This window comes from Psychrobacillus sp. OK028, from assembly GCF_900103605.1.
In the GTDB taxonomy this organism is placed as follows: Bacteria; Bacillota; Bacilli; order Bacillales_A; family Planococcaceae; genus Psychrobacillus.
The window spans coordinates 116,473-142,346 of the sequence record NZ_FNHY01000004.1; the positions used below are offsets into that span (position 1 = coordinate 116,473).

General features: G+C 36.3%; 26 protein-coding genes. 9 read left to right on the top strand and 17 right to left on the bottom strand.

Features of this window, described 5'->3' with window-relative positions:
* Positions 1-30: 30 nt before the first annotated feature.
* Both BLR36_RS08765 and BLR36_RS08770 read right to left on the bottom strand, forming a co-directional pair.
* Positions 31-690, bottom strand: coding sequence for a uracil-DNA glycosylase (locus BLR36_RS08765; protein ID WP_093061374.1), 660 nt, complete (start codon positions 688-690; stop codon positions 31-33).
* A gap of 1 nt (position 691) precedes the next feature.
* Entirely contained in the window at positions 692-1,441 is a 750-nt protein-coding gene (locus tag BLR36_RS08770) for a DUF4230 domain-containing protein (protein ID WP_093061375.1), read from the bottom strand.
* Between the two features lie 103 nt (positions 1,442-1,544).
* Here BLR36_RS08770 and BLR36_RS08775 point away from each other — a divergent pair, with 103 nt between their 5' ends.
* The 5 genes from BLR36_RS08775 to BLR36_RS08795 all read left to right on the top strand — a co-directional run bounded on the left by BLR36_RS08775 (position 1,545) and on the right by BLR36_RS08795 (position 5,449).
* Positions 1,545-1,802 carry a hypothetical protein gene (locus BLR36_RS08775; RefSeq protein WP_093061376.1) on the top strand — a complete coding sequence of 86 codons (258 nt, stop codon included), beginning with the start codon at positions 1,545-1,547 and terminating at the stop codon, positions 1,800-1,802.
* Between the two features lie 69 nt (positions 1,803-1,871).
* Positions 1,872-2,705, top strand: a complete 834-nt coding sequence (gene thiD, locus BLR36_RS08780; protein ID WP_093061377.1) for a bifunctional hydroxymethylpyrimidine kinase/phosphomethylpyrimidine kinase — start codon at positions 1,872-1,874, stop codon at positions 2,703-2,705.
* A 244-nt stretch (positions 2,706-2,949) separates the two neighbouring features.
* Positions 2,950-3,300 carry a YojF family protein gene (locus tag BLR36_RS08785; RefSeq protein WP_093061378.1) on the top strand — a complete coding sequence of 117 codons (351 nt, stop codon included), beginning with the start codon at positions 2,950-2,952 and terminating at the stop codon, positions 3,298-3,300.
* Between the two features lie 13 nt (positions 3,301-3,313).
* Positions 3,314-4,000 (top strand): bacillithiol biosynthesis deacetylase BshB2, encoded by a 687-nt coding sequence (gene bshB2, locus BLR36_RS08790; RefSeq protein ID WP_093061379.1) that lies wholly within the window; start codon positions 3,314-3,316, stop codon positions 3,998-4,000.
* Positions 4,001-4,108: 108 nt separating this feature from the next.
* Positions 4,109-5,449, top strand: a complete 1,341-nt coding sequence (locus BLR36_RS08795) for a YjiH family protein (protein WP_093061380.1) — start codon at positions 4,109-4,111, stop codon at positions 5,447-5,449.
* 172 nt (positions 5,450-5,621) lie between these two features.
* Here the strand turns inward: BLR36_RS08795 and BLR36_RS08800 are convergent, their stop codons facing one another.
* Positions 5,622-6,353 (bottom strand): class I SAM-dependent DNA methyltransferase, encoded by a 732-nt coding sequence (locus BLR36_RS08800; RefSeq protein WP_093061381.1) that lies wholly within the window; start codon positions 6,351-6,353, stop codon positions 5,622-5,624.
* A gap of 187 nt (positions 6,354-6,540) precedes the next feature.
* On the bottom strand, positions 6,541-6,879 hold the full coding sequence (locus tag BLR36_RS08805; protein ID WP_093061382.1) for a hypothetical protein: 339 nt from the start codon (positions 6,877-6,879) through the stop codon (positions 6,541-6,543).
* 488 nt (positions 6,880-7,367) lie between these two features.
* Between BLR36_RS08805 and BLR36_RS08810 the strand changes: the two genes are divergently transcribed.
* On the top strand, positions 7,368-7,550 hold the full coding sequence (locus tag BLR36_RS08810; protein WP_093061383.1) for a hypothetical protein: 183 nt from the start codon (positions 7,368-7,370) through the stop codon (positions 7,548-7,550).
* Between the two features lie 202 nt (positions 7,551-7,752).
* On the opposite strand, the gene BLR36_RS08815 is transcribed toward BLR36_RS08810, so the two are convergent.
* Both BLR36_RS08815 and BLR36_RS08820 read right to left on the bottom strand, forming a co-directional pair.
* Positions 7,753-8,097 (bottom strand): hypothetical protein, encoded by a 345-nt coding sequence (locus tag BLR36_RS08815; RefSeq protein WP_093061384.1) that lies wholly within the window; start codon positions 8,095-8,097, stop codon positions 7,753-7,755.
* 219 nt (positions 8,098-8,316) lie between these two features.
* Entirely contained in the window at positions 8,317-9,276 is a 960-nt protein-coding gene (locus tag BLR36_RS08820) for an L-threonine 3-dehydrogenase (RefSeq protein WP_093061385.1), read from the bottom strand.
* Positions 9,277-9,441: 165 nt separating this feature from the next.
* Here BLR36_RS08820 and BLR36_RS08825 point away from each other — a divergent pair, with 165 nt between their 5' ends.
* Entirely contained in the window at positions 9,442-10,080 is a 639-nt protein-coding gene (locus BLR36_RS08825) for a hypothetical protein (RefSeq protein WP_093061386.1), read from the top strand.
* 36 nt (positions 10,081-10,116) lie between these two features.
* Here the strand turns inward: BLR36_RS08825 and BLR36_RS08830 are convergent, their stop codons facing one another.
* The 7 genes from BLR36_RS08830 to BLR36_RS08860 all read right to left on the bottom strand — a co-directional run bounded on the left by BLR36_RS08830 (position 10,117) and on the right by BLR36_RS08860 (position 16,151).
* Positions 10,117-10,962: a helix-turn-helix domain-containing protein gene (locus BLR36_RS08830; RefSeq protein WP_093061387.1), complete on the bottom strand. Its 846-nt coding sequence runs from the start codon at positions 10,960-10,962 to the stop codon at positions 10,117-10,119.
* The gene (locus BLR36_RS08835; RefSeq protein WP_254771361.1) at positions 10,955-11,494 is read right to left on the bottom strand and encodes a sigma-70 family RNA polymerase sigma factor; all 540 of its coding nucleotides are present in this window, start codon (positions 11,492-11,494) and stop codon (positions 10,955-10,957) included. The genes BLR36_RS08830 and BLR36_RS08835 overlap by 8 nt, the downstream gene beginning before the upstream one ends.
* A 238-nt stretch (positions 11,495-11,732) precedes the next feature.
* Complete coding sequence (locus BLR36_RS08840; protein WP_093061388.1) at positions 11,733-12,923, bottom strand: glycine C-acetyltransferase; 1,191 nt, start codon at positions 12,921-12,923, stop codon at positions 11,733-11,735.
* A gap of 239 nt (positions 12,924-13,162) precedes the next feature.
* On the bottom strand, positions 13,163-14,224 hold the full coding sequence (locus BLR36_RS08845; protein ID WP_093061389.1) for a hypothetical protein: 1,062 nt from the start codon (positions 14,222-14,224) through the stop codon (positions 13,163-13,165).
* A 78-nt stretch (positions 14,225-14,302) separates the two neighbouring features.
* Positions 14,303-14,899, bottom strand: a complete 597-nt coding sequence (locus BLR36_RS08850; RefSeq protein WP_371326707.1) for a YczE/YyaS/YitT family protein — start codon at positions 14,897-14,899, stop codon at positions 14,303-14,305.
* A gap of 120 nt (positions 14,900-15,019) precedes the next feature.
* Complete coding sequence (gene ybaK / locus BLR36_RS08855; RefSeq protein ID WP_093061391.1) at positions 15,020-15,502, bottom strand: Cys-tRNA(Pro) deacylase; 483 nt, start codon at positions 15,500-15,502, stop codon at positions 15,020-15,022.
* Between the two features lie 16 nt (positions 15,503-15,518).
* Positions 15,519-16,151 carry a hypothetical protein gene (locus BLR36_RS08860; RefSeq protein ID WP_093061392.1) on the bottom strand — a complete coding sequence of 211 codons (633 nt, stop codon included), beginning with the start codon at positions 16,149-16,151 and terminating at the stop codon, positions 15,519-15,521.
* Positions 16,152-16,958: 807 nt separating this feature from the next.
* Here BLR36_RS08860 and BLR36_RS08865 point away from each other — a divergent pair.
* Positions 16,959-18,653, top strand: coding sequence for a methyl-accepting chemotaxis protein (locus BLR36_RS08865; RefSeq protein WP_139185078.1), 1,695 nt, complete (start codon positions 16,959-16,961; stop codon positions 18,651-18,653).
* Positions 18,654-19,067: 414 nt separating this feature from the next.
* A complete protein-coding gene (locus BLR36_RS08870; RefSeq protein WP_093061394.1) occupies positions 19,068-21,257 on the top strand; it encodes a DNA topoisomerase III in 2,190 nt (729 codons plus the stop codon).
* A 67-nt stretch (positions 21,258-21,324) separates the two neighbouring features.
* Here the strand turns inward: BLR36_RS08870 and BLR36_RS08875 are convergent, their stop codons facing one another.
* From BLR36_RS08875 to BLR36_RS08890, 4 genes are all read right to left on the bottom strand, one after another.
* Positions 21,325-22,629 (bottom strand): DUF4179 domain-containing protein, encoded by a 1,305-nt coding sequence (locus tag BLR36_RS08875; RefSeq protein WP_093061395.1) that lies wholly within the window; start codon positions 22,627-22,629, stop codon positions 21,325-21,327.
* On the bottom strand, positions 22,622-23,140 hold the full coding sequence (locus tag BLR36_RS08880; protein WP_093061396.1) for a sigma-70 family RNA polymerase sigma factor: 519 nt from the start codon (positions 23,138-23,140) through the stop codon (positions 22,622-22,624). The genes BLR36_RS08875 and BLR36_RS08880 overlap by 8 nt, the downstream gene beginning before the upstream one ends.
* A 251-nt stretch (positions 23,141-23,391) precedes the next feature.
* Positions 23,392-23,955, bottom strand: coding sequence for an NADPH-dependent FMN reductase (locus BLR36_RS08885; protein ID WP_093061397.1), 564 nt, complete (start codon positions 23,953-23,955; stop codon positions 23,392-23,394).
* Positions 23,956-24,037: 82 nt separating this feature from the next.
* Complete coding sequence (locus BLR36_RS08890) at positions 24,038-25,864, bottom strand: cation:proton antiporter (protein ID WP_093061398.1); 1,827 nt, start codon at positions 25,862-25,864, stop codon at positions 24,038-24,040.
* Positions 25,865-25,874 lie beyond the last annotated feature (10 nt).

Below are 25,874 nucleotides of genomic sequence, written 5' to 3' on the forward strand. Positions count from 1 at the left end.
CCCCACTTTCCACTGACTATCGTAGCATATTTATAGACAAAAATCGATTGGCTGGTCACCCCATGACACCAATTGAGCATTGATCTTGGAATATGGGTTACTTCCCAAAAATCCTCGATGTGCACTCAAAGGGCTAGGATGTGGGGCTTTTAAAATCATATGTTTTTCTGTATCGATTAGATTTATTTTAGACTGCGCTGGCTTGCCCCATAAAACAAAAATAACGGGGTTTTGACGTTCAGAAAGCTTTTGAATTACAGCGTCCGTAAACATTTCCCATCCCTTTCCTTTATGGGAATTCGCTACCCCCTCTCGAACAGTCAATACCGTATTTAAAAGCAAAACTCCTTGCTTCGCCCACTTTTCTAAATATCCATTAGTTGGTAAAGGACAACCTAAATCACTCTCTAATTCCTTCAGCATATTCTTAAGACTTGGCGGTATACGAACACCTGGTTTTACGGAAAAACTCATACCATGTGCCTGTCCCTCCCCATGGTATGGATCTTGTCCCAATATCACTACCTTGACATCATCGTAAGCTGTCATTTGAAAGGCACTACCGATTTCGTTTCGTGCAGGGAAAATGGTTTGAGTAGCATATTCCTTATCTAAAAATAATTGTAGCTGTTTAAAATAAGGCTTCTCCATTTCCTCTTTTAACACCACTTTCCAACTAGTCATGACCATGTCACTCCTTAAACTCGACTTCTACATCATAATCCACTAACTGGAACATTTCTTTTACCGATTTAGCAGCATTTTCTTCTGCTAACTCTAAAATACCCTGCCCCGTTGTTTCTTCAATCATCATCTGTTTTGCAGTCTCTGCAAGTTCATATGCTTCCTCAATATCTGCTTTTTCACGGAATAATCCTTCATACGAAAATACCTCCACCTGATCAAACAAAATCTCCGGTCCGCCTAAAAACTCAGATTTTGGCAATGTTAACAAGGCTGTTCTATTCTCTTCATCTACTTTTATATCCGATTCCGTCACCTGCGAAAAATCGACACCTGCTTTGACGGAGCCTGGCACAACAACCAGGAGCTGCCTTTTCGTACCAGGCAAATCAATGCCAATCTCTTTTCCAAATACAGCATTATCTTGTCTTTCAATAATTACTTTCGTGTATGCCTGTGCTGTAGACAGCTCATTTAAGGCTTGTACTTGCTCCACGAATGACCCTTTACTTTCTGTAAATGTACTTCCTTTAATAGCCCAAAAAGCAGCGAAGGGAAGTGCTGCTAGCAATAAAATAACGAGAAGTCCAATTAGTAGGAAGGTTTTGGAGCCAAATCGAAATAAAACACCAGGCATCTTCCAAAAGTCAAATCCTTTACGAGAGGGGCTTTCTGCAATCGTTGCAGCCGTTTCATCCTGTGCTTTTAATTCCTGTAGAAGCTTTTCCATTTCACGAATCTTGTCCTCTTTTCGCATATTATCCCTCTTTTCTTTAATTCTATTACGTTTACATTATATAAAAGTTTCGCTATTAACAACCAATCCGCCATGATACGATAAAAAAAAGGAGATTTTCTAAATGGCAGACTTACACTATCGTGAAAAGCTAAAGCAGATTGAACAAGCAGCAAGTTCAAATGCAGTATCCAAGGATGCTAAAAATATAGGAATGGGCTGTTTTATTTTTGCGTTCTTTCTACTTATTGTTTTCCTTTTATTTTTATCTGTTTCCTTATGGATAAACAAAATTATTGTTGGAGCTCTTTTAACGGGTATTTTAGTTATTATTTGTATATTTGTTTTATACAAACTATGGACTGCTCCCAAGATTCCATAATGTAATTATCTGAAAAAATCTGATACAATGAATTAATTACCCACAGCATAGAAAAAGGAGAAAAGTCTAATGTCTATTAAAAAAACACTTACAATAGCTGGTTCCGATACTTCTGGTGGAGCTGGAATACAAGCAGATTTAAAAACTTTCCAAGAGCACGGTACATATGGTATGAACGTTTTAACAGTAGTAGCTACGATGGATCCTGATAACGGCTGGAGCCATGGTGTATTTTCATTGCCAGTGGACGAGATTAAACGTCAAGCCAAAACAGCATTATCTACAAATGTAGATGCTATTAAAACTGGTATGCTAAGTACCGAAGAAATTATCGAAACTGCTGGGAATATAATAGAAGAAGCTGGAGTTCAAAGTGTCGTTATTGACCCTGTTATGGTATGTAAGGGCGAAGATGAAGTTTTAAATCCTGGGACAGTGGACGCAATGATTGAGTTTTTACTTCCACGCGCTTTAGTAGTTACGCCTAATCTATTTGAAGCTGGTCAACTTTCTGGACTTGGTGCATTGAAAACTGTCGAGGATATGAAAGCTGCTGCAGAAAAAATTCATGCACTTGGCGCTAAAAATGTTGTCATTAAAGGTGGAAAGCAGTTAAAGCATGAAAAGGCTGTCGACCTATTCTTTGACGGTCAAACCCATACACTATTAGAAACAGAAAAAACCGAAACTACGTATAATCATGGTGCTGGCTGTACATTTGCTGCAGCGGTAACTGCAAACTTAGCTAACGGCTTATCTGTTGCCGATTCAGTTTTTGAAGCAAAAGAATTTGTTTCAGCTGCAATCGCACATGGTTGGAAACTAAATCAATATGTTGGACCAGTTCTTCATGGTGCTAAAGGTAAGTTTGGTGCACCAGAAGTAACTACTACAACTGTTTAATACGTATATAATAGCTCGCAATGTCATCTATGACTTGCGAGTTTTTTTGTTCCTTAAGAAATCATACAATTTTCGGCACGTGAATCATTTACAACAAGTAAATTTGGTCCTAAACTTCAGGGCAGAGCTCGACTAAGTCGCTTCAACGTAAAGAACCCTTTTTGTTGTGTCTAATTCAATCATTCGCATCATAAAGTTTTTTTCTTTATACTAATAACAGACAGTATGTTAGGAGGCAATATGTATGGAACTTGTTCAAGTAGATCGCTTGCAGGAGCTTTTGAATAACTTTGCAAACGAAGATATATATATACATTTAGAAACGACGAATGGTGCGTATGCAGCCCATTTTAATGAGAATGTCTTTAATGCGGGAGCCTTTATCCGTAACGTAATGATCCGTTATGAACTCGGGAAAATAGCTGGAGAATCTCCACACCGTATAGGCTTGAAGCTTCCATATGGTTGGGTTTATGCACAAGGGATTACCCATTTTGAGTTAGATGAGCACGGCCGATTGCTTATGGCAGGACATGACCAAGCTGGAAAGCTAGCTGTGGCATTACAAATTAGTAAAACACCATTTACGTATTAAGGAGGACATATAAATGACATTACCAATGGAACGACATGTACTTGTAGTATTCCCCCATCCTGATGATGAAGCATTTGGGGTATCAGGTACTATCGCTACTTATATCAATCAAGGGATTCCGGTTACATATGCTTGCTTAACATTAGGTGAAATGGGAAGAAATTTAGGTAACCCTCCTTTTGCTACACGCGAAACATTGCCGCATATCCGCAAGGAAGAGTTGCTTGCCTCTGCTAAAGCAATGGGTTTAACAGATCTTCGTATGATGGGATTACGTGATAAAACAATCGAATTTGAAGATGATGAAAAAATGGTGGAGATGATGCAAAGCCTTATTTCCGATACGAACCCTTCGCTTATCATTACATTTTATCCGAACTATGCTGTACATCCTGATCACGATGCGACTGGCCGTGCTATGATACGTGCGGTTAGACGTATGCCTGAGGAGCAGCGTCCGAAAATTTACGCATTGGCATTCTCCAATGACTCAAAAGAGGCTCTTGGAGAACCAGATATTGTTCATAATATTAAAGAAGCCGCAGAACAAAAAATGGGTTCTATGCGTGCGCATATTTCACAAACTGCATGGATGTTAGAGGAAATGGATAAACGCCTAGCGGATGGTGAAGCCGAGGCAGAAAATTGGCTTAACTTTGAACGTTTTTACACATACGATTTCTCCAAAGATTTCGAATAAAAGAACTTCCATATATTCTATAGACTTCTTCATGCATTTGAATTATTATGTATAAATATCATTCTATGATGTATAAATATTCACATTTACAGAAAGTTGGTCTTATGCATGAAAAAGTTTTCCTTATCTACCTGGTTATTATTCCTGCTTCCTTCTATAGCAGGTGTTATATTATTCATGATTCCTCTACCGATTGATGGTGGGTTTCAAATACCTATTGCATGGCTAGCAAGTCTTCTATCAGGAGTGCTTGAACCTGTTGTTCAATGGCTTGCATTAATCACTTTATTAATCGCTGCAATTGGTTCCATTATTTTTCTTTTCTTACCAAAAGAAGATACGTTTATTAATAACTTGTTCAAAGTGACGCCATTTTGGACAGTAACACGGATTGTTGGGGCAGTGTTTGCTATCTTAATCATCTGGCAGCTTGGTCCTGAAGCAATTTGGAGCGAAAATACTGGTGGGTTGTTATTAAGTCCTACTGGATTAGTATCATTCCTGTTCACTATTTTCCTTTTTGCTGGTTTGTTATTACCCCTACTATTAAACTTCGGCCTCTTGGAGTTCTTTGGTACAATGATGGTGAAAATCATGCGTCCTTTATTTAAGCTTCCAGGTCGTTCCGCAGTTGATGCCCTTACTTCCTGGGTTGGAGATGGAACAATCGGTGTCTTGCTAACGAGCAGACAGTATGAAGAAGGATATTACACGAAAAAAGAAGCAGCAATTATCGGGTCTACTTTCTCTGTTGTTTCGATCACTTTTTGTATCGTTGTTTTAGAGCAAGTTGGTTTAGAGAATTACTTTATTCCCTATTATTTAACTGTTCTTCTTTGTGGGGTAGTTCTTGCGTTTATAATGCCAAGAATTTACCCTCTTGCTGGAAAAGAGGATACACATATTGATGGACGTCCGCTTGATTTGGATGCGGAGAAATATCCTAAAAATTATAATGCTGTTACGCATGGTTTAGAAAATGCATTAAATATGGCAAATAAAAATCGGTCACTTCGTAATTTTTTCTCTGATGGTATAAAAAATGTAGTTGATATGTATATTGGGGTTGCACCTGTAGTGCTTGCATTTGGTACGATTGCTTTAATGCTTGCAGAATATACTTCTGTTTTCACTATTTTAGGTAAGCCATTTGAACCTTTACTTTTGCTTTTCGGAATTCCAGAAGCAGCGGCTGCAGCCCAAACAATGGTTGTGGGATTTGCAGATATGTTCCTACCATCTATTCTAGGGGCATCAATTGAATCGGAATTGACTCGTTTCTTTATTGCAACGATGTCGGTAACTCAGTTGATTTATATGTCTGAGGTTGGTGGATTGTTATTAGGTTCAAAAATTCCGGTTAATTTTAAAGATTTACTCGTTATTTTCTTATTACGTACGCTTATTTCGTTCCCAATCATTGCAGCTGTAGCGCATATATTATTTTAAAGATGGCTAGTGTGAAGGTTAATGATTGAGGTTATATAGAAAAAAGAGCCTGGAGAATCTGAACTAACCCCTGTCTACTTGATAGGGAGCAGTTCAATTATTTCCAAGCTCTTTTTTCTTGAATTTTTTATTAAGACAACCGTTCGTTCAACATTCCATATTAGAAACATTTTTACTTCACACAAGAAAAAGCCAGTACAATTGGAATTCGTTGTCTTCTAACAAATTCGTCTTCACTACTAAAATGTTCACGCTTCGGTTTACCCTCACGTAAATCTACAACTGAAAAGCCAGCTTGTGTAAGTGCTATAAAATAATGTTCAATTGTACGATGATACTTAACTACTATTTGGTCGATCCAAGGCTCCTTTCTTTCTCCCTCATGGAAATAGTCATCGACAATCCAATTACCTCGTTTATCTCCAGATTGTTTACTAGCAAACGACGAGGTTGTAAGTGGATGCTGGATACTAAAAACAAATCTCCCACTATCTTTAAGTGTTTTATGAATATCTTGAAACAGACGGTTAATGTCTGAAACATAATGGATTGCAAATCGAGATGTTACAAGATCAAATGTCTCTTTTGGATAATCATAAAATTCCATTGTTTCAAAGTGTATGGTCCCGTTTTGTTCAAGCATGTTAGACCGTGCTACTTCCACCATTTGTTCTGAACCTTCCACTCCTGTGTAGTTTTTTGCTCCTAAATGCAAGAGTTCTTTTCCAAACGATGCATCACCACACCCTAAATCTAAGACACTACTATCTTGAATGCTCCCTATTAATTCATAGATAATCGGTCCTTCAATAGCGTTATTTGGACTATCTTTTCTGTTTCTTCTAGCCATATAATTATTAAAAAAATCCGTTTGATCGTAAACACTAGATCCTTTAAATTCCATCGAAACGTCTCCCCCTCAAAAATTTGAGATGTCGGGCGATTCATCGCCGAATACACAAATTAATGTATTCTATCACATGTTTCTCAGAATAGACAAGTTGGATGTTATTTACTTAAAAATTATATAAAAAGTTATCCCCCGGTAATTATTGGAATGAAAAACGGCTTATAGAATATTTTATAATTTACTATTTGTCTTCTGTGTTAATTGGTCTAATTACCTTTCCGTTTTTAACCATAGCCCATTGTTCAATCTTGTCTTCTTCATTCAAGTATAATAGGTATTCTAAATCGCTTTCCTTATCATCATCTAATGGTTTCACTAGATATGTTCTCGTTGCTGCTCTCAACGTACCGTGTGATTGTCTATCTAGTACTTTTATCTCAAAACCCAATTTTAACTCGATTTGTTGAACTTCCTTGGATCTTTCGTTTGAGTCCCATATACTTAATCCTACCAACGCCAGAAGTACTATTCCTAGACCAATAAACATAATCCACTTTAAAGTACTGCTTCTAGTTTTCATCACTTCGCCCTCCTTTGTTCTAGATTTTTAAAATAATTTGTTTAATTCGCTTATCTGCTGCTTCAGTTCCCACGGATGACAACCTTTCCCTTTCCATCTAAAAAAAGCTCCTGAAAAATATTTTGATTATGTTTATTTGGTTTATGGACAAGGATATTCATATACTTTCTTTCCATTTTAGAGAATATAGGTCCCAGAAACAATATTTGAGAGATTAGTGACATCGGACCGTCGACCATTACATAAGTGCCTTTAGTGTTAGTACGCTTCTTTTTTAATTTAAGTATATGACTGAATAAAAGTTCGAAATCACATAATATGGGTTAATGAACTAAACTGCGTGAACAAGAAAAAGCTTTACTCCTTATTGAAGTAAAACACCTGTTCCAGAAGCTCCCTCTCTTCTATTACAAATTATGGTTGCTTTTGTTAAGAGTATTTTTTTAGCCTTTTAACCCACACTAATGTGGTCAAGGGGGTGAACTGTCATGGTGAATAACAACGACAAAAACAATAAAAATCTCAATAATAACAACGACCAAAATAATTCAGCTGAATTCGGTGATGATTTCAACTTTGAAAATTTAAACTTGGAGTTTCTAAACTTAAATAGAAATGAACGAAACAAAAACCGCAACAACAATAACAAAAATAACAATAAAAACAACTAGAAATACTAAAAAAGTTAAAACAGTCATTCCTAAATTTACTTTAGTGATGACTGTTCCTTTATAGAGTATTTAAATGTCTATTTTGTGATTTTGAGACATACATATTCTTTATCCCTCATACTCCGCTATATGATACGTCCTACTCCTTCAAGTAAAGCACGTCGTAAGGAATTTCAATATAATTCTGAAATCTTCCTTATGTTCATTCTAAATCATTTATATATGCTTTATATAACTTGTCATTAACTTCAATTGCTATTGCCTCTTCGATATTTATATCCTTTATTTCAAAAATCTTACTCGGACTTATATATGGATTTTGGTCTTTAGAGTAAGACACAATTGTTTGAATTCGAGTAATCTTCCCTATTTGTTCTTCCACCTCTTTAGTTGCTAAAACTTCATCGGTCATTAAATAAGTTAAGTTGTCTATTTTAATTTTGGCTGGTGTAGTGTTAGTAAATTCAGCACTGCTTAATTTGTTCGTATTACATCCTGAAAGTAAAATAGAAACAAAAATTAAACCTATTGTTATTGCTTTCTTCAATTTCTCCCCTCTTTTCTATAGCCATTAAACTCTTGTGGCAAAAAGCGCTCGAAAGTGTGCACCCAATGTAGAAATTACTTAATTGTTATAAAGTACTCTTTTTGATTTTTATATACATTTTAACATAAACAACCATGTGGAAATTGTCTTATTCTCCATAATCATTAACGATTTATTAACCTTTTCGTAAGAGTCCTAAATAAAAACAGCGGACCTAATTTAATAGGTTTCCGCTGTTTTTTTTGCTGCTAGTTTAGTTAGCATATCCTTTGTCATTGCATCTAAATCAAATTCATAGGAAAAGCCCCACTCTTCCTTCGCAGCTGTTGCATCGATAGAATCTGGCCAGCTATTCGCTATTGCTTGGCGAATTGGATCTACTTCATAGTCCATTGTAAATGTCGGTATTTCCTTTCTTATCGAGGCTGCAATTTGCTCAGGCTCAAAGCTCATCGCTGTAACATTAAATGCATTTCGGTGAATCAATTTTGAAGCATCTGCTTCCATTAAATCCACAATTGCTTGAAGTGCGTCTGGCATATACATCATATCCATATAAGTTCCAGCTGCTATATACGAAGTATAAGATCCATCATTAATGGCTTTATAGTAAATATCGACTGCATAATCAGTCGTTCCCCCACCAGGTAAGGTTTCATTGGAAATCAGTCCAGGAAAACGAACTCCTCTTGTATCTACTCCAAATTTATTAAAGTAGTAATCACATAATAGTTCACCAGATACTTTGTTCACACCGTACATCGTTGTCGGTCGTTGAAGTGTATCTTGAGGCGTATTGTTCTTTGGTGTGGATGGACCAAATGCTCCGATAGAGCTTGGAGTGAAGAATTGCAGCCGAAGTTCTCGAGACGCTTCTAATGCATTGACTAGACCACCCATATTTAAATTCCACGCAAGTAAAGGCTTTGCCTCAGCAGTCGCTGATAAAAGAGCTGCCATATGAATCATCGTATCCGCTTTAAAATCCTTCGCAAGCTGATGCATTTTTTCTCCATCTGTAACGTCCAAAATTTCAAAAGGACCACTTTCTGTTACTGGTGAAGCTATTTGTCTAATATCTGTGGCTAATATATTCTCAGAACCGTATTCTTTTCGCAATTTGGTTATTAACTCTGAACCAATTTGACCCAATGCTCCGGTAACCATAATCTTTTTCATAATTTTCTTCCTTTCAAAAACATTTGTATTTTTGAGGAGTACACTAAATTGTTTTAAACCGTTGATAACACTAATATTTTATGAAAGTAATTATACAGTGTTCATTCAATAAACACAATATCTCAACGTAAAGAGTTTTGATATAATGAAATTAAGGAGGAGTTTATGAGACTATTACCATTTATCTTAATATTTGTTATAGGAGTTATTCTAACAGTAGCTTTGTCCTTTATGGAGCTGTCGTTTTGGTTTATTTATATCGTTATTATTGTTGTATACACTGTACTAATTGTTTTGCCACCAATATATACGTTATATAAATCAAATAACTTAAAAAAGGTGGAACGCTTTCTGGAGAAAAATAAACGAAAGCCATTATTTGCTTATCCACTAGCAGTAAGAACTGGCAATCGTGAAGAAATCATTTCTACCATTCAACTTCTTTTATCTAAATACAAACAGCCATATATGCAAGAAGTATATAAAACAAATTTAGCATTATTTGAAAATAATATTTCACAATTTGAGCAGCGAGCTAAACAAATAAGTAAAGAACCACTTCATACATACTACGTTGCATATGCAGAAATATTGAAAGGAAACTTTGATGATGCACTAGCTTTAAAAGATAAGTTGCCTGTTGGTTGGATGCCCTACGCAATAGATGCCATTATTGCTATCGAAAAAGGTGATTTGGGTGCTTTTCGTTTAGCAGCTAACGAGAGCATTCGCTTAGCTAGAGGTGTTCAGAAGTTTAATCTCATCTATTCGTTTAAATGGATGGAAAAAGAAAATAAAAACTAGACGAAAAAAAACGCTGAAATGCATCAGCGTTTTTCACTATTTTTTCAATATCCTCAATTTTTCTACTGAGCTACCTACTATACGGAATAAGTACAGATCCTCGTATGCCCCATCAAGAAGGATTGTGTCATTTAAAGTATGTTCGGTTCCATCAGCCAAGGTCACATTAACCTGAAACTCTACTACTCGATGAAACTCACTGCGATTTACTTCCATCTTTGCTATTAATGGTGATTTACTTAGCCGTTCTGATTTAATCTTCCCATCAAATTTATCTTCATTTGTTGCTAGTATTTCAATTGAAGTTAGCTTGATGTCTGATTCGTTTACAACTTCAATCGCTAGTAGGTCACTTAGATACTTTTGAGTACTAAACACATTTCCATCCTCATCTTCCACCAAACGTGGCGCAATTTTTTTGAGCGTCAGTATATGTTCTTCTCCACTATTTACAAAGTATTGATCTCCGTCTGTTTTCACAGAGATATTTTCGTACACTGTTTGCGTTGCTGGTTCAAAACTACTCTTCTCTAAATCGGAAGAATCCGGAGTCAATCTATACGAAGGATTAGTAGAGATAGTCAGTTCATTTTTCAAGAAAAATAATGTATGTTCCGTGTTCCTTTGGTTAACAAAGAGTTGTGCTTCTAAATCGTGATTCGCTGTTAAATAGGCAGCCGACTGTTTGTCATTAATATAAGAAAGTCCAAGAACTGAAGAAACTGTTAGAAATAATATAATTATAATGGCTGGTACAAAATTAAATTTCTGCTTTTTATTTACACTTAAACGAACTATAGCTTTTTGATGCTCGCTAAAATTATTTTGTTTAAATAGGCTATTATTCATCGCTTTACGTAGATCTTTTAGTTGTTCATCCATGTGATTCCTCCTCTCCCAGCATTTTTTTTAGTTGCTCTCTTCCCCGTTTCAACCTCGTCTTCACCGTATTTTCATTGCAGCTTAGTATAGACGCAATCTCCCCGACTGCTAACTCTTCATAATAGTAAAGTAAGATAACGATTCTATATTTCTCTTTCAGATTTAATACAGATTCTGTCAGTTTTGCATCCTTCTCAGATGCTATAAGATTATTCTCCATTAGTGTGGGAGATGGCTCTCGCTCTATCAAACTTTCTATTAATAATACCCTTTTAACCCAGGAGGTTTTATAATAATCTTTCGCACGGTTTATCGTAATTTTATAGATCCAAGCTTTGTAATTTAGAATAGTTTGTCGCTTATGAAAATCTCTATAACAGATAATAAATACATCCTGAACAATCTCTTGAGATTTCCCCCAGTCCATCGTGTATGTATAAGCTATATTGGTTAAGGGCTCTCCGTACAACCCCATCAATGCGTCCAGCCATCGATCCTGATCTACCTCGACAGACAATATATTACATCCCACATTTTCCACTCTTTTACTTCACTTCCTTCCCCTTACAACTAAGACGACCAAAACATTAAATCCGTTTCAACTATATTTATCAAGTTAGATATTCATTCAGTTTTTTTTATCCTTAATCCTCTTCTACAAAAAAAGAAGCTGAGACAAAACTCAAAAAACCATTTTTCTCAATGAGAAAAATGGTTTTTTTGTGTTAACAAAATTGATTTTCGTTTCTGTCGCAGTCTACTTCTTAAAATTATTCAATTACCCCAAGCTCTTTACCAACTTTTTCGTAAACAGCTATGGCGTCATCTAACATTTCTTTCGTATGGGCTGCAGTTGGCATGTTGCGTACGCGGCCAGTTCCTTTTGGTACAGTCGGGAAGACGATGGATTTTGCATAAACGCCTTCTTCAAATAGTCGTTTGGAGAATTGCTGTGTTAGTTTTTCGTCTCCGATTATGCAAGGCGTGATCGGTGTTTCGGATGCACCAATGTCAAAGCCTAGTTTTGATAAACCTGCTTTTAAATAGTCACCGTTTTCCCACAGCTTGTCGTGTAATTCTGTAGAGTCAATGATCATTTGAACTGCAGCAGTTATTGCTGCTACATCTCCAGGTGGTAGAGCTGTTGAGAATAAAAACGGACGCGAACGAACTTTTAACCAGTCAATTAGATCCTTTTTGCCTGCAACGTATCCACCTACGACACCGATTGCTTTTGAAAGTGTACCAATTTGGAAGTCTATTTCTTTTTCTAAACCGAAATGCTTTACAGTTCCCTTCCCTTTACCAGTAACACCTGAACCGTGAGCATCGTCTACATAAGTGATCAGGTCGTATTCTTTTGCAATTGCCACGATTTCTGGAAGCTTAGCAATATCTCCATCCATAGAGAATACACCATCAGTAATAACCATTACTTTGTTGTATTGACCAGACTCAGTTGCAGCTTTTGCTTTGGCACGTAAATCATCCATATCCGAGTGGTTGAATGGAATAATTTTAGCTTTCGATAGTCGGCAGCCATCGATTATAGATGCATGATTTAGTTGGTCGGAAAGAATTGCATCGTTTTTGTCCATCACGGCAGAAATAGCAGCCATATTACAGTTGAAGCCTGATTGATATGAAATTGCAGCTTCGGTTCCTTTGAATTCCGCTAGCTTTTCCTCTAATTTCACGTGAAGGTCAAGCGTTCCATTAATTGTACGGACAGCCCCCGCTCCAACCCCATACTTGTCCACTGCATCTTTGGCAATTTGTTTAAGCTCTGGATTTGTCGCAAGCCCTAAATAGTTATTAGAAGATAAGTTTATGAGTTCAGAACCTTTTACATTGATTTTCGCCCCATTTGGACCTTCTACAGGATCGATTTCGTTATATAAACCTTGGTTTTTTAATTCACTTAAGTTTTCGGATAAAAAATTATTTAATACGTTAGACATGCTCCTCATCCTTTCACGGGTAGTATTCTATTCTATCTTACCATGCAAAATGAATGAAAGAAATTAACATACGAAATCCACCGCTGATACAAAACAACGGTGGATTTTTTAGTTAGTTGGAATTTTGGATAATTTAGTTGGAAAAATGAACACTTTAGTTGGAATAGAAAACTTTTCCCACCGAAGGTTCCAAGCATAACTAATTCCCAATCTTCCGTTTGAATAAGTAAATCGTTAGTTCATCTTATCGTTTCAAGCATTTTTTCTAGTAATTCACTCCACTTTTCCTCATCAATGGCTGAATCGTACAACATTTTAATCATTTTGGATTCTCCAGCATACGTGCACAAATAATCTTGAGCAAGCTCCATCTCATTTGCGTAACGTTGTCTTACTTCTATTATCTTATCTTCATCTAACATAGTCTGGTCTATATGTGAGAAGAAATCGATAATTTCATCACCATTTCGCTCAGGCTCATATACATGAGGGCTTGTTGCGTCTACCAAACATAATTGAAGCTCAGGAAGCACTACTCCATCTACACTACCAGCATCTAGTCCACACCAAATATATCGAACATCCAGTCCATGTAGCTTGGCTTCTTTCCCAAACTTCTTCATAAAAGAAGATTTCCCGCTACCCGGTAATCCTTTTATATATAATCTAGTCTTTAAATTTTTGGAAATAGATTCTAGTGTATCCTTTGCACCGAGTGGAGTAAGGGATCCCATTAAACGATGACTTACTTTAGGATTTTTTTGCAGCTGAATATTACCGATATTTTTCTTCGTGCGCTCTTCCAGCAATGCATTAATCCCATCCCAGCTGACAGCTACTTGTATAAGCTGTTCCCATTCATCATGAATTTCCTTTGCTCGAGATAATGCTTGAAGTCCTTTTGTTAGCCATACGTTATTACTAATCTGCTTATCTTTTACTATTGGACCAATTTCACGTAATTTCCGATCATTATATGTTTCATAATAAGTTACCCATTCATGTCCGGCTCCATAATAGGAAGGATCAATATTATCAGCTTGTAAGTAAAGTGTTTTTGTTTCATTAATATATAAACCTTCTACTAGATCCTCATGCATTGGATCATAGAACCACTCCATATTTTTACCCCGTCTTACTGCATTGTAGCCTATTTCCTTCAATATATCCGATAGTCGATAGGTAGTCGGTCCTTTAAAGAAATATACTTTGTTTGCTTCTTGAATAATTTCGTTGTAAAAGTTTTTCACACCTTGTCCAGTATATGACCTTCCCATATAATGAGTAATTATTCCGTTCATAGCGTCATCCTCCCTATCATTCCTTCAAGAAATACTATATGCACGACCCGGTTAGAATATGAAAAAGAGTGTAGAAAATCAGGATTGATTTTCCACACTCTTCTTTACATACGGCAATGTATAACCGGAAATCTTATATAATAGTTTTTGAGACAATGGCAATGAATAATGAACGATCTGTCCGAGCAATAAAGCAATAATAATAGTACCTAGTCCCACCGGTCCACCGAGCGCCCAGCCCGCAAGTGCCACTATTATTTCAATACCGGTGCGAACCTTTTTAATACTCCAACCTGTTTTTGCCATAAGCAACAGCATAAGAGAATCTCGAGGACCCGCCCCCACATTTGGAGAAACATAAACCCCTACGCCCACTGCAGTTACAACAACCCCGATAATAAATATAATCAGTTGACCTATGTAACTTGTGATATCAGGCAATAGCCAGTTAAACACATCAATAAAAGATCCTATAAAAACAATATTTAACCATGTTCCAAGCTGCGGAAATTTCTTCGTTCCTATCATCGTGATCAACACAATAATTATACCGGTTAAAATCGCCCAAGTGCCAATGGTTAAACCTAAATGTTTATATAAACCTACATGAAACACATCCCATGGTCCAATTCCAAATTGCTGACCCTTAATAGTCATCGAAATTCCCAACGCCATCGTTGTGACTCCAGTAACAAAAAATATCCAACGCCAAACTAATTGTTTCATTTCAGCCCTACTTCCTGTTCCAGTAAACCATCTAGTAGGTTAAGTATAACGATGTTTTTAGAGAATCGATTACATTTTAATTATTTCTGCAATTTGCCCGTTCGTTAGTCGCAAAAGATCCTGCAAACTCAGTTTTACCTGAAGACCGATTTTCCCACCACTTACGAGGATATAATCAAGACTCTCTGCACTCTTATCTATCCACGTTGGAAATAATTTCTTCATTCCAATCGGAGAACAACCACCTCTTATATATCCAGTGGTTGGTTGCAATTCCTTTAAGGGCAGTAACTCCACCTTTTTTTCACCTACTGCTTTAGCTACTTCCTTTAAATTCAACTCTTTATGTACAGGAATAATACAAACAAAATGTTTATTTGTTCCCGCAGTTACGAGTAATGTTTTATACACAACAAAAACAGGGTAGCCTATTTTATGTGCAACAGTTACCCCGTCTACTTGATCATCAGAAAGCTCATATTCAATTAATTCGAACAAAATTTTCTGTTGCTCCAGCTTTCGAACAGCATTCGTTTTTTGTTTTTTGCTCATATTCAAGTGCCCCTTCTTAAGCTATGCGGAAGAAACTCGGCTGCTGGTCAGTGAAGCCATACTTTTTTAAATGCACTTGTAGCGAGTATTTAGCAATGGCTTGTTCGATAAATCTTCTTTTCTGTACATTCTCCCCCCGAACTTCTGGAGGTTGATGGTCGTACTGCACAGAACGATTGGAAATAGCCGCTTCATCTTCTCTTTGTCTTTTGGCTTCTATCTCAATTTGTCTAGTTGCTTCTTGGTGCAATGTAATTTGGGACTGAACACTTTGGATTTTTGCAGAAGCAGTTGCAGCTGTCCGCAATTCTTGAGGAGTCGGATCAGCATCAGCAAGAGCAGTGCTTCGAACTTCTTCCAGTAGTTCAATCGTATCTTCTGGTGTTGGTCCCCCAATTGTTTGTACAGGTACAGAAGGACCTTTAATATCTAACATCCCTTTGTTTTTTTCCATTTGCTGAAATTCTTTAACAGCTGCACTTACCTCATTAGAATCGATTTCCTTTTCTTTGTTTCCAAGTAGCAAATCCTCTAATTCAGCTAAACTTGGATTCTTTTTAGGCTGATAAAATTCTGCATTTTTACGATAAGCCTGTCCTACATCTTTTCGTTGAAAAGCACCATTACCAGCTACTCTTATTAATGTCATCTCCTCCACCTCTTTCCATAAAATTATCCTTCTTAACATATTACCATTTTCACAAAATATTCAAACTTACTATTGTCACGAAATAGGTACGCACAAAGACTCAAATATAAATTTATGAAAATCAAGCGAATATATGTCTTTACTACTACGTAAGAAGTAATATTATTATTTTTCGAGCAAAGACCTTCAGAGGAAGATTTAGATTAGTTTATTAACCTTGAAATAGAAATTTAAGAAGGTTCATTACAGGAGAAATGAGTACTATTTCTAGACATTGATTTAACAAACTTCATATTGCTTTCCATTAGCAGGAATTCTAATTCACATGGGTGACACCAGGTTCCCTAGAAGGATAAAACTTCAAGTACTTTACAAATCATATATTTGATGCTGTTCTCCACTCAGAAAGCCAAAATTAGACTTATAATCCCCTACCCGTAATAAATCAATTCTTACCTTCGTTAAATTTGTATAAATTTTAAAATCAATCGCTTCTACTAAAAAAACTAAAATAACAGCACGAATATAGAAGCGTTTTTCTTTTTTTATCTTAGCTCTAACCCTTCTTGAATTACTTAAGTTTCCAAAGTATGAACTCGATTTCAGTTATAATTTACGTTAATATTTTTCGATTCTTGTAAAGCAGTACCAAATACTTCCTTGTTATTTATAATATGTTCACTTATAATCAGTATGGGCAAATAGTCTATACAAATATCAAAAAATAATAGTACAAAAGATTTATTTTAGTGATACTATCTATTCTTGCAATCTGTATAGAAAAAAATAAAATTGAGGTGTATTTTGTTGAGATGGACTATTAACAAAAAATTGCTAGGAGGATTTTCTGCTATTCTACTTTTACTAATTATCACAATTAGTATTAGTTACATTCAAATAACAGCGATAGATGACTCTTATACTGATTTATTAGAAGATAAAGCAATGAAAGCAGTTGAAATAAAGGAGTTACAAGTCGCTGTTAAACAAGAGATAGTTGCTATGCGTGGATATCTAATTATAGGTAATGATGAAGCTTATCAAGCTTATTCTAATGCTACTTCAAATTATGAAAAAGCATATAATACGCTTCTTCCAAAGTTTAAAATACCTGAAGCGATTAAAATGTTAGAAGATATTAACCAGATTCACAGTGAATATGTAAAGTTTACTGAGAGAGTTTTTATATTAAAGAAAGCGCAAAAGAATACGGAATTTGAGACTCTTGTTTCTACTGAAGGTAGTAACATTGTAGCCAAACTAGATACAGAAGTAGCTAAACTTTCTGAGTATCAGAACAATTTATTAGCAGAAGGTAGTAACAACAACACAAAAGAGGTTCAAAAAACAATCCTTTTAGTCTTAGTTATAGGAGCTGTAGCAGTATTAGCAGGAGTAGCAATTGCTTTGGTCATTGGACGTCTAATTTCTACTCCAGTGGTGACATTAGCAAGTTCTGCTAAAAGAATTGCAGATGGAGACCTTACTGTCGATATTGAATCTATAAAAAACAAAGATGAAATTGGAGATTTAGTAGGTTCTTTCAATCTTATGGCTAAAAATCTTCGGATGGTAATAGAGCAAGTCAGTATGAATTCAAATGACGTAGCATCAACCGCAGAGGAATTAACAGCAAGTGCAGAACAAACTTCCCTTGCAACCGAACAGATTGCAACATCCATACAAGATATTGCAAGTGGTTCTGAGACACAAGTTGTAGGTGCAAATGAATCCTCTACTGCAATGAAAGAAATGGCTATTGGTATTCAACGTGTAGCTGAGACATCTTCTTCCGTTTCAGAATCAGCAATTGAAACGAGCAGAGAAGCTAACTTAGGTAATAATTCAATTCTCCAAATGATTGATCAGATGAACTCTATTGAAACCGCGGTATCAAATTCTTCTTTAAGTATAAAAGGATTAGGAGAACTTTCAAAAGAAATCGGTAATATCATTGGCGTTATTACTGGAATTGCTGATCAAACAAATTTACTAGCACTAAATGCTGCGATCGAAGCCGCTCGTGCTGGTGAACATGGGCATGGGTTTGCTGTGGTTGCTGATGAGGTTAGAAAACTTGCGGAACAGTCCAAAATATCCGCCGATCATATAGCTGAATTAATTAACCAAGTGCAAAGAGTTACAATTGAAGCGGTCAACGATATGGAGGCAGGTACAACGGAAGTTGCTGCAGGTAAAATAGTTGTAGATGAAACAGGAAAACGTTTTGAAAAGATCTTATTCTCTATTGAACAAGTTACTGCCCAAATTCAAGAAGTTTCCGCTGTTTCTGAAGAAATGTCTGCAAGTGTGGAACAAGTCAGTGCTTCCATCGAAGAACTGGCTAATATTGCTCATTATTCCGCTGATAATACACAAAATGTCGCTTCTTCTTCAGAGGAACAACTTGCCTCGATGGAAGAAATTACAGCTTCTGCTACTACCTTATCCAAAATGGCTGAGGACTTACAAATGATCGTGAAACAGTTCAAATTAAACTAAAAAAATATTTCCAAATAAATCTCTTTACTTCTTTCGAGGGAGAGAGATTTATTTGTGAACTATTAAGTAGGCAAGAACACTAGGGGCAGATTTAAGTTCAACAGCACTGAAATTATCTTATCTTAGGTGATAAATATGTTCCGCAATAAATCAACCTTCTCTTACCCTTCTTATCAGTTTTCAAAAGACACGCCATTTTAACTACCTAACAGCAAACAAAATATTGTCAAATTAAACATATAGCATGACTCCTTCCTCTGAATGTAAAATGTGTAATTCGTTTATTGACGACTTTACACATAATCTCCGACTAACAAACTCGAGGAATAAATTTAATAGGTGCCTCCTTCACTGCAAATGTCATTGTCGTATGATATATTAAAAATTAATGGTAGTTCGAAGGGATGTTATATAATGAAGAAAAGTGTAGTAATTGCAGAGAAACCCTCTGTTGCTCGAGATATCGCAAATGTACTGAAGTGTCATAAAAAAGGAAACGGTTATTTAGAAGGCGACAAATATATCGTAACTTGGGCATTAGGGCATTTGGTTACATTAGCAGATCCTGAAGTTTATGATGCAAAATATAAAACCTGGAATTTGGATGATTTACCAATGCTTCCTAACGACTTGAAGCTAGTCGTTATTAAACAAACAGGCAAGCAGTATAATGCAGTCAAAAGCCAATTAGTGCGTACAGATGTCAGCGATATTATCATTGCAACTGACGCTGGTCGTGAAGGTGAATTAGTAGCAAGATGGATTATTGAAAAAGCAAAGGTAAACAAGCCTGTTAAACGTCTTTGGATATCTTCTGTAACGGATAAAGCAATTAAAGAAGGCTTTCAGAATCTAAAACCAGGTAAGGCTTATGAAAACCTATATCATGCTGCTGTTGCAAGGTCTGAAGCAGATTGGTATATCGGGCTAAATGCAACCCGTGCACTTACTAGCAAATTCAATGCGCAGCTGTCATGTGGACGTGTGCAAACTCCTACTGTCGCTATTATTGCTCAGAGAGAAGATGAAATACGAAATTTTAAGCCTAAAACCTATTTTGGTGTAGAAGCACATACGGACCAAAAGTTAAAGCTTACATGGGTAGATAAACAAACGAATGACTCTCGAACATTCTCAAAGGAAAAAGCCCAACAAATTGTTGCTAAAGTGGATAAAAAGCAAGGGACAATCGTAGATGTTGATAAAAAGCTAAAGAAAAGCTCCGCTCCTCAACTATATGATCTAACTGAATTACAACGTGATGCCAATAAAATATTTGGCTATTCAGCGAAAGAAACGCTTGGAATTATGCAAACTTTGTATGAGCGACATAAAGTATTAACGTATCCCCGTACCGATTCAAGATATATTTCAACTGATATTGTAGAGACACTACCAGAACGATTAAAGTCTTGTGGAATCGGCCAGTATAGACCATTTGCAAACAAAGTATTACAAAAGCCCATAAAAGTAACTAAAGCTTTTGTCGATAATAGTAAGGTTTCTGATCATCATGCGATTATTCCAACCGAAGAAACTGTGATCCAATCTAACTTTACAGACAAAGAACGCAAAATTTATGATTTAGTTATTAAACGCTTTATAGCAGTTCTTTATCCGCCTTTTGAATATGAGCAAATTACGGTCAAAGCATTAATAGGCGAAGAAACATTTGTAGCAAAAGGAAAAACGATTCTTTCTTCAGGATGGAAAGAAGTTTATGAAAATCGTTTTGATGAGGACGAAAATACGGAAGACATGAAAGAACAACTACTTCCTAACTTAAACAAAGGCGATAAGTTATCAGTTATATTAGTGACAGAGACTTCTGGTCAAACAAAAGCACCTGCGAGATTTAACGAAGCATCTCTACTTACCGCAATGGAAAACCCAGCAAAGTATATGGGTACACAAGATAAAGAACTAGCGAAAACACTAGATAAAACAGGTGGTTTAGGAACAGTTGCTACAAGAGCAGATATTATTGAAAAACTGTTTAACTCATTCCTTATGGAGAAAAAAGGAAAAGATATTTATCTAACATCTAAAGGGAAACAGCTACTCGATTTAGTTCCAGAGGACTTGAAAACCCCTGCCCTAACAGCTGAATGGGAGCAAAAACTCGATGCAATCGCAAAAGGTAAATTGAGTAAAAACGTATTTATCAATGAAATGAAAACTTATACAAAAACAATTGTTAGCAATATTAAAAATAGCGATAAGAAATTCAAGCATGACAATATATCCACCAAAAGCTGCCCAGACTGTGGTAAGCCTATGCTAGAAGTGAACGGAAAAAAAGGAAAAATGCTCGTATGTCAGGACCGTGAATGTGGTCACCGTAAGAACGTAGCTAGAGTAACCAATGCCCGCTGTCCACAATGTAAGAAAAAACTAGAATTACGAGGCGAAGGTGAAGGACAAATCTTCACTTGTAAATGTGGATATCGCGAAAAATTATCGGCTTTTGAACGCCGCAGAAAAAATTCAGGCGGCAAAGTCGATAAACGTGATGTACAGAAGTATTTAAAGAAACAAAACCAAGAAGAAGAACCTGTAAACAATGCCCTTGCAGAAGCATTGAAAAAACTGAACTTGAAATAAAAACAAATAAAAAAAGGTGAAGAAAAATTAATCATTTTTCTCCATCTTTTTTATATTTTACGCATTCCTATTTTATTTGAATAGAAACAGAACCTTTTAAGTAATTGGGATATGCTATGAAATCTATTCTGACTGGGTTAATAATATCTTTTGCATCTAAGGTTATTTCTGCATATTGTTCATCGTTGTTGCCACCATTACTTTGTCTTGGTATATCAACTACCTCACCTTTTGCGTTCTCTCCTTGAGAAAATAAAGAGTACATATGATCTTCTCTTATCGGTCGATACTTCAGTTTAATTGTATTACTACCAACATTCAATACTTCTACTTTTCTTTGGGATGGCTGCTCCAGGATTTCCTTCTTTGCAAAGTCAACCAGCAAGTAGCTTTCCTCTTTAGGGAGCGCCTGCACTTTATCGAATTTTAAATACAGCTCTTTCGGCTCTTTAAAATAGTTACTTTGTAAAAAATACGTAGTTTCTTTGTTTTGATTTTCACCAAATCCAGTTATTCCATTCTGAATGGAACTCCATACTTCCCCGTTTTCATCCTCTATTCGCATATCCTCAAACTGTAATATTTTCATCTCATTTTGTTCATCAAATTCTAATGTTAAAGCTACTCTTAGTGGATATACCTTTATTTCTTTGATTTCAATTTGTTGGCCATCCATCTCGACGGTTTCATTTAACGTATATATTTTCCCAGACTTTATTTCATTTTTGAGTGTAAAGGGTACGTTAAAAGTTGTTATTTTGTTATTTTGCTCTACTTCAAATTGAACTTCAAAATCATTACTTGTAAATTGTTCCGAATCTACAAAAACAAGACTAAATTCGTCCTCATTACTATTTCCCTGTTCCAGGTCTGGTAGATTATAACTACTTGATGCTTTTAGCTCCTGTCCATTATTAAATAACTTAATCTCTTGATAATCCAAGTTCTTAAGTGGATAAGGTGTCTCTAATGTATAAAAAATTTCTGCCCCTGTTTCATCAATAATAATTCCGTCTACAGTAAACGTTATATCATTTTTGACTTGGCTTTTACCAATAGGTTCATAATAATCATTTTCGACTATAGCTTCGATACCTTTATCGAACTGAATGAGATGCACAAACCGATCCATCCCAGGTATGGTAGAAATAGCACTCGCAAATGCCGGTGATACTCGTATAGATGTCACAAAGGTTAGTATAAGAATTGCTGCAACGGAGAAAGCCCATAGCGTTTTTTTACGTTTTCTCTTTTTTGCCTTTGCTTTAAGTATCCCATGTTGAATAGCGTTTTTTACAAGCTCTTCAGGTACTACAACTTGTTCTAATTTCTTTTTAGTTGTATCTAGCATCTCTTCTTCTTTTTCATACATGGTCTGCGTCTCCCTTCTCTGACAGGAAATTCCGAAGTGACTTGAGTGCTTTGTGTAGCCTAGATTTAACCGTGCCCTCTGGGATTTTCTCGAGTTCTGCAATTTCTTTTATTTTGGTATTTTGAAAGTACTTTAGAAATATTAGCTGCTGTTCACTGCTCGACAAGGATGCGATTGCTTCATTGATCTCTAGATGAGTAGTATCTTCACTAAAGCCTATCTCTGGTAAAGTTTCGCTCGAGCTAGCTCGTTTACTCTTTTTCAGCTGATCCTGACAGTAATTTATCATGATTCGAACGAGCCAAGTTTTCATATAACTCGGTTCTTTTACTGTACGTATTTTTTGGTAAGCTCGAAAAGTAACTTCCTGCATCGCTTCCACTGCTTCATGTTCGGTTTTTAAAAATGCAAATGCCGTTCGATATAATGTATCTTTATATAAATGCATTATCTGTAAGAAAGCCTCGTCATCCCCTTTAATAGCTTTCTTAGCTATTTCTATTACTTCCACTCGTTCACCCCCTTGTTCTGTTATACATTAGACATCGAAGTGTGGAAAAAGTTCATTTTATTTTTTGGAGAATTTAAGATACTCTCGTGCCTGGGTTGTTTACTAGCGCTCATCTTTTCATTACTCTCGGATCAGATAGATTTACTATCGTTCATTTCTATTCACTTGCTCTCCAGAGTACATTACTCTCGGAACGGATATTTCTTCCATAAAAAAAGATGTCTCTTTATAGCGAGACATCCTGATTGGACTTAATGTATGTCAATTGGCTCCTTGCAGAGGCTTTTGCTCATTTCGGCGTATTGGATAAACACCCGAGCGAGCTCTCTTAAGCGATCGTGTACATCGTTATCAATAATTTTATTGTTTTCATCAAAGTGGTCTTTATGTGTATAAACATAATTAGGGGTTACTAAGCATCTAAAATAATCTAAAATTGGTTTCAGCTGATTTTCAATTACTAGATGATGCTGGTACGTGCCACCATTTGCCACGATGGATACTGGTTTATAGCGCATGGACTTTGGATGTAGGAAATCGAATGTATTTTTTAGCACACCAGGTATGGAACCTTGAAAAATCGGTGACGCGATAATAAAACCATCCGCTTGGTCGAACTTACTTACAAGCAACTTCATGTCGTCATTGTAATTTTCAAAAGGACGTCCATCTACAAATTGATGATCATAATTAGAAAGTCGAATTATTTCTATAGTGTATTCGTTATTCATTTCTTCTATATAGTCTTTCACTTGATCTAAAATGACACCTGTTTTCGTGCCGATGATTGTTCCATCTACGAGTAAAATTTTCACCTTGCGTAAACCTCCTTATTCGTCCTATATTGTATCAAAAAAAGGAGTTATTATCGCCAAAAGAGATCGTATTTATCAAAGTTCATCCTTTTGACGGAGAGGTATTAATCGTATCTGACTCTTGCATATGAGTTGGAGGGGTCAAGCTGACAACAAGATCACCTGGATTTGCAATGAGTTCCATTTTGGTCGTAAAGAACTTCAGCGTGCCATCTGCTCGAATAATATAAAGTAAGATCGATTCTTTCATGCGAGCATCTAAGTATTGGTTGTAGTCGTACTGCTCTGTAATATTAGTCTTTCGTATGACAAAGCCTTTTAGTACAAGTTCTGTTAGATCAAAAATATTTGCATCGCTATTGAAAAGCGTTTTACCACCAATTGATGGGTGATACTTATTTCCTGTAACATGGCTAGAAGCTGTTTGATATAGCGCATCTCGACCTAACTCTACTACAAAGTTCGAGCAGATTAATGCATTATAGGCATCCATTTCGGTTGCTGCAATCATTTTAGGATAGGGTGCTAGATCTAACGAATACTCCGTTTGCTCTGATAATATATCCCCTGCATAAGTGGGGACTCCTAGTTTCCTTGCATATCGAAGCTGCTCCCATGAATTATCGACTACTAGTACATCCATGTGCTCATTCAGCAATGATAGAGCAAGCTCTCCCGTAAAGGCATTTCCACCTACAATAAGTACCCCTGGTTTTTCTGTTGCAACAAGTTTAAGCTTTTTAGCAACCCATCCAATGGAAAAGCCATGGAAAATTACAGTTGCAAATACGAGAGCAAATGTTAAAGCTGTTAGCATTTCCGCATCCTTGTATCCACTTTCTTGTAACACCGTAGCAAAATAACCGGAAACAGTAAGTGCCACAATCCCTCTAGGTGCAATCCAACCGATCAATATTTTTTCATTGTTCATTAAGTCCGTTCCAATAGTCGATAACCATATGGATAAAGGACGGACGATAAATAGCATTGCTAATACAAAAAATACGATGCGAGGATTGAATATTTCCAATAATATACCAGGATTTAAGGAAGCCGTTAACATAACAAAAATACTAGAAACAAGTAAAATAGATATATTTTCTTTAAAATGTCTCATGTCATTGATGGAGGCAATATGCATATTGGCCATCGTTATACCCATCGCGGTTACGGCAAGTAATCCAGTTTCATGCATAATTACATCAGAGAAAACAAAAACCAAGAGTACAACTGCAAAAACGACAGGCGCTTTTAAATACTCTGGAATCTGCCCTTTTTCAAACATTTTCCCTAAGATTCTGCCGAACAACCAGCCGAGTCCCCCGGCAAAAATGGAACCTGTGAAGAACAGTAAAAATGCGGTGAACGTCTCGTTGCCATTAATGAATTTAATAAGTTCAAATGCAAACACCGCTAATAATGCACCAAACGGGTCTACTACAATCCCTTCCCACTTTAAAATTGCAGCTGTTCTGGATTTTAGTTTCGCTTGTCTCAGTAGCGGCAAAATAACTGTTGGACCAGTTACGATAAATAGCCCGCCGATGACAAATGCGACAGCAACAGAAAGCCCTGCAATATAATGAGCAGCTAGGGAACCAACAATCCAAGCAATAAACGCACCTAATGTCACTATTCGGGTAAGCGGTTTGTTAAAGCTCCGCACTTCGCGGAAATCTAGATTTAAGCTTCCTTCAAATAAAATAATTGCAACTGCTAAAGAAATAAGCGGGCTAAACAATTCCCCCAAACTCTCCTGTGGGTTGATCAATCCTAAAATAGGTCCAACCAATAATCCTACAATGGACATTAATACAATTGCAGGCATTCGTATACGCCACGCTAACCACTGTGAAAAGATTCCTAATACAACAACAAACATCAAAACAAATAATATAGAGCCTAACATTGCATCTCCC

Bases quoted from the DNA above. Each gene is read 5' to 3' on its own strand.
- bshB2 (WP_093061379.1), top strand. From the start codon at position 3,314: ATGACATTACCAATGGAACGACATGTACTTGTAGTATTCCCCCATCCT.
- BLR36_RS08860 (WP_093061392.1), bottom strand. From the start codon at position 16,151: ATGACATTAATAAGAGTAGCTGGTAATGGTGCTTTTCAACGAAAAGAT.
- BLR36_RS08820 (WP_093061385.1), bottom strand. From the start codon at position 9,276: ATGAAAAAGATTATGGTTACCGGAGCATTGGGTCAAATTGGTTCAGAG.
- BLR36_RS08890 (WP_093061398.1), bottom strand. From the start codon at position 25,864: ATGTTAGGCTCTATATTATTTGTTTTGATGTTTGTTGTTGTATTAGGA.
- thiD (WP_093061377.1), top strand. From the start codon at position 1,872: ATGTCTATTAAAAAAACACTTACAATAGCTGGTTCCGATACTTCTGGT.
- BLR36_RS08840 (WP_093061388.1), bottom strand. From the start codon at position 12,923: ATGTCTAACGTATTAAATAATTTTTTATCCGAAAACTTAAGTGAATTA.
- ybaK (WP_093061391.1), bottom strand. From the start codon at position 15,502: ATGAGCAAAAAACAAAAAACGAATGCTGTTCGAAAGCTGGAGCAACAG.
- BLR36_RS08775 (WP_093061376.1), top strand. From the start codon at position 1,545: ATGGCAGACTTACACTATCGTGAAAAGCTAAAGCAGATTGAACAAGCA.
- BLR36_RS08845 (WP_093061389.1), bottom strand. From the start codon at position 14,224: ATGAACGGAATAATTACTCATTATATGGGAAGGTCATATACTGGACAA.
- BLR36_RS08825 (WP_093061386.1), top strand. From the start codon at position 9,442: ATGAGACTATTACCATTTATCTTAATATTTGTTATAGGAGTTATTCTA.
- BLR36_RS08850 (WP_371326707.1), bottom strand. From the start codon at position 14,899: ATGGCGTTGGGAATTTCGATGACTATTAAGGGTCAGCAATTTGGAATT.
- BLR36_RS08795 (WP_093061380.1), top strand. From the start codon at position 4,109: ATGAAAAAGTTTTCCTTATCTACCTGGTTATTATTCCTGCTTCCTTCT.
- BLR36_RS08770 (WP_093061375.1), bottom strand. From the start codon at position 1,441: ATGCGAAAAGAGGACAAGATTCGTGAAATGGAAAAGCTTCTACAGGAA.
- BLR36_RS08875 (WP_093061395.1), bottom strand. From the start codon at position 22,629: ATGTATGAAAAAGAAGAAGAGATGCTAGATACAACTAAAAAGAAATTA.
- BLR36_RS08800 (WP_093061381.1), bottom strand. From the start codon at position 6,353: ATGGAATTTAAAGGATCTAGTGTTTACGATCAAACGGATTTTTTTAAT.
- BLR36_RS08785 (WP_093061378.1), top strand. From the start codon at position 2,950: ATGGAACTTGTTCAAGTAGATCGCTTGCAGGAGCTTTTGAATAACTTT.
- BLR36_RS08805 (WP_093061382.1), bottom strand. From the start codon at position 6,879: ATGAAAACTAGAAGCAGTACTTTAAAGTGGATTATGTTTATTGGTCTA.
- BLR36_RS08810 (WP_093061383.1), top strand. From the start codon at position 7,368: ATGGTGAATAACAACGACAAAAACAATAAAAATCTCAATAATAACAAC.
- BLR36_RS08830 (WP_093061387.1), bottom strand. From the start codon at position 10,962: ATGGATGAACAACTAAAAGATCTACGTAAAGCGATGAATAATAGCCTA.
- BLR36_RS08765 (WP_093061374.1), bottom strand. From the start codon at position 690: ATGGTCATGACTAGTTGGAAAGTGGTGTTAAAAGAGGAAATGGAGAAG.
- BLR36_RS08870 (WP_093061394.1), top strand. From the start codon at position 19,068: ATGAAGAAAAGTGTAGTAATTGCAGAGAAACCCTCTGTTGCTCGAGAT.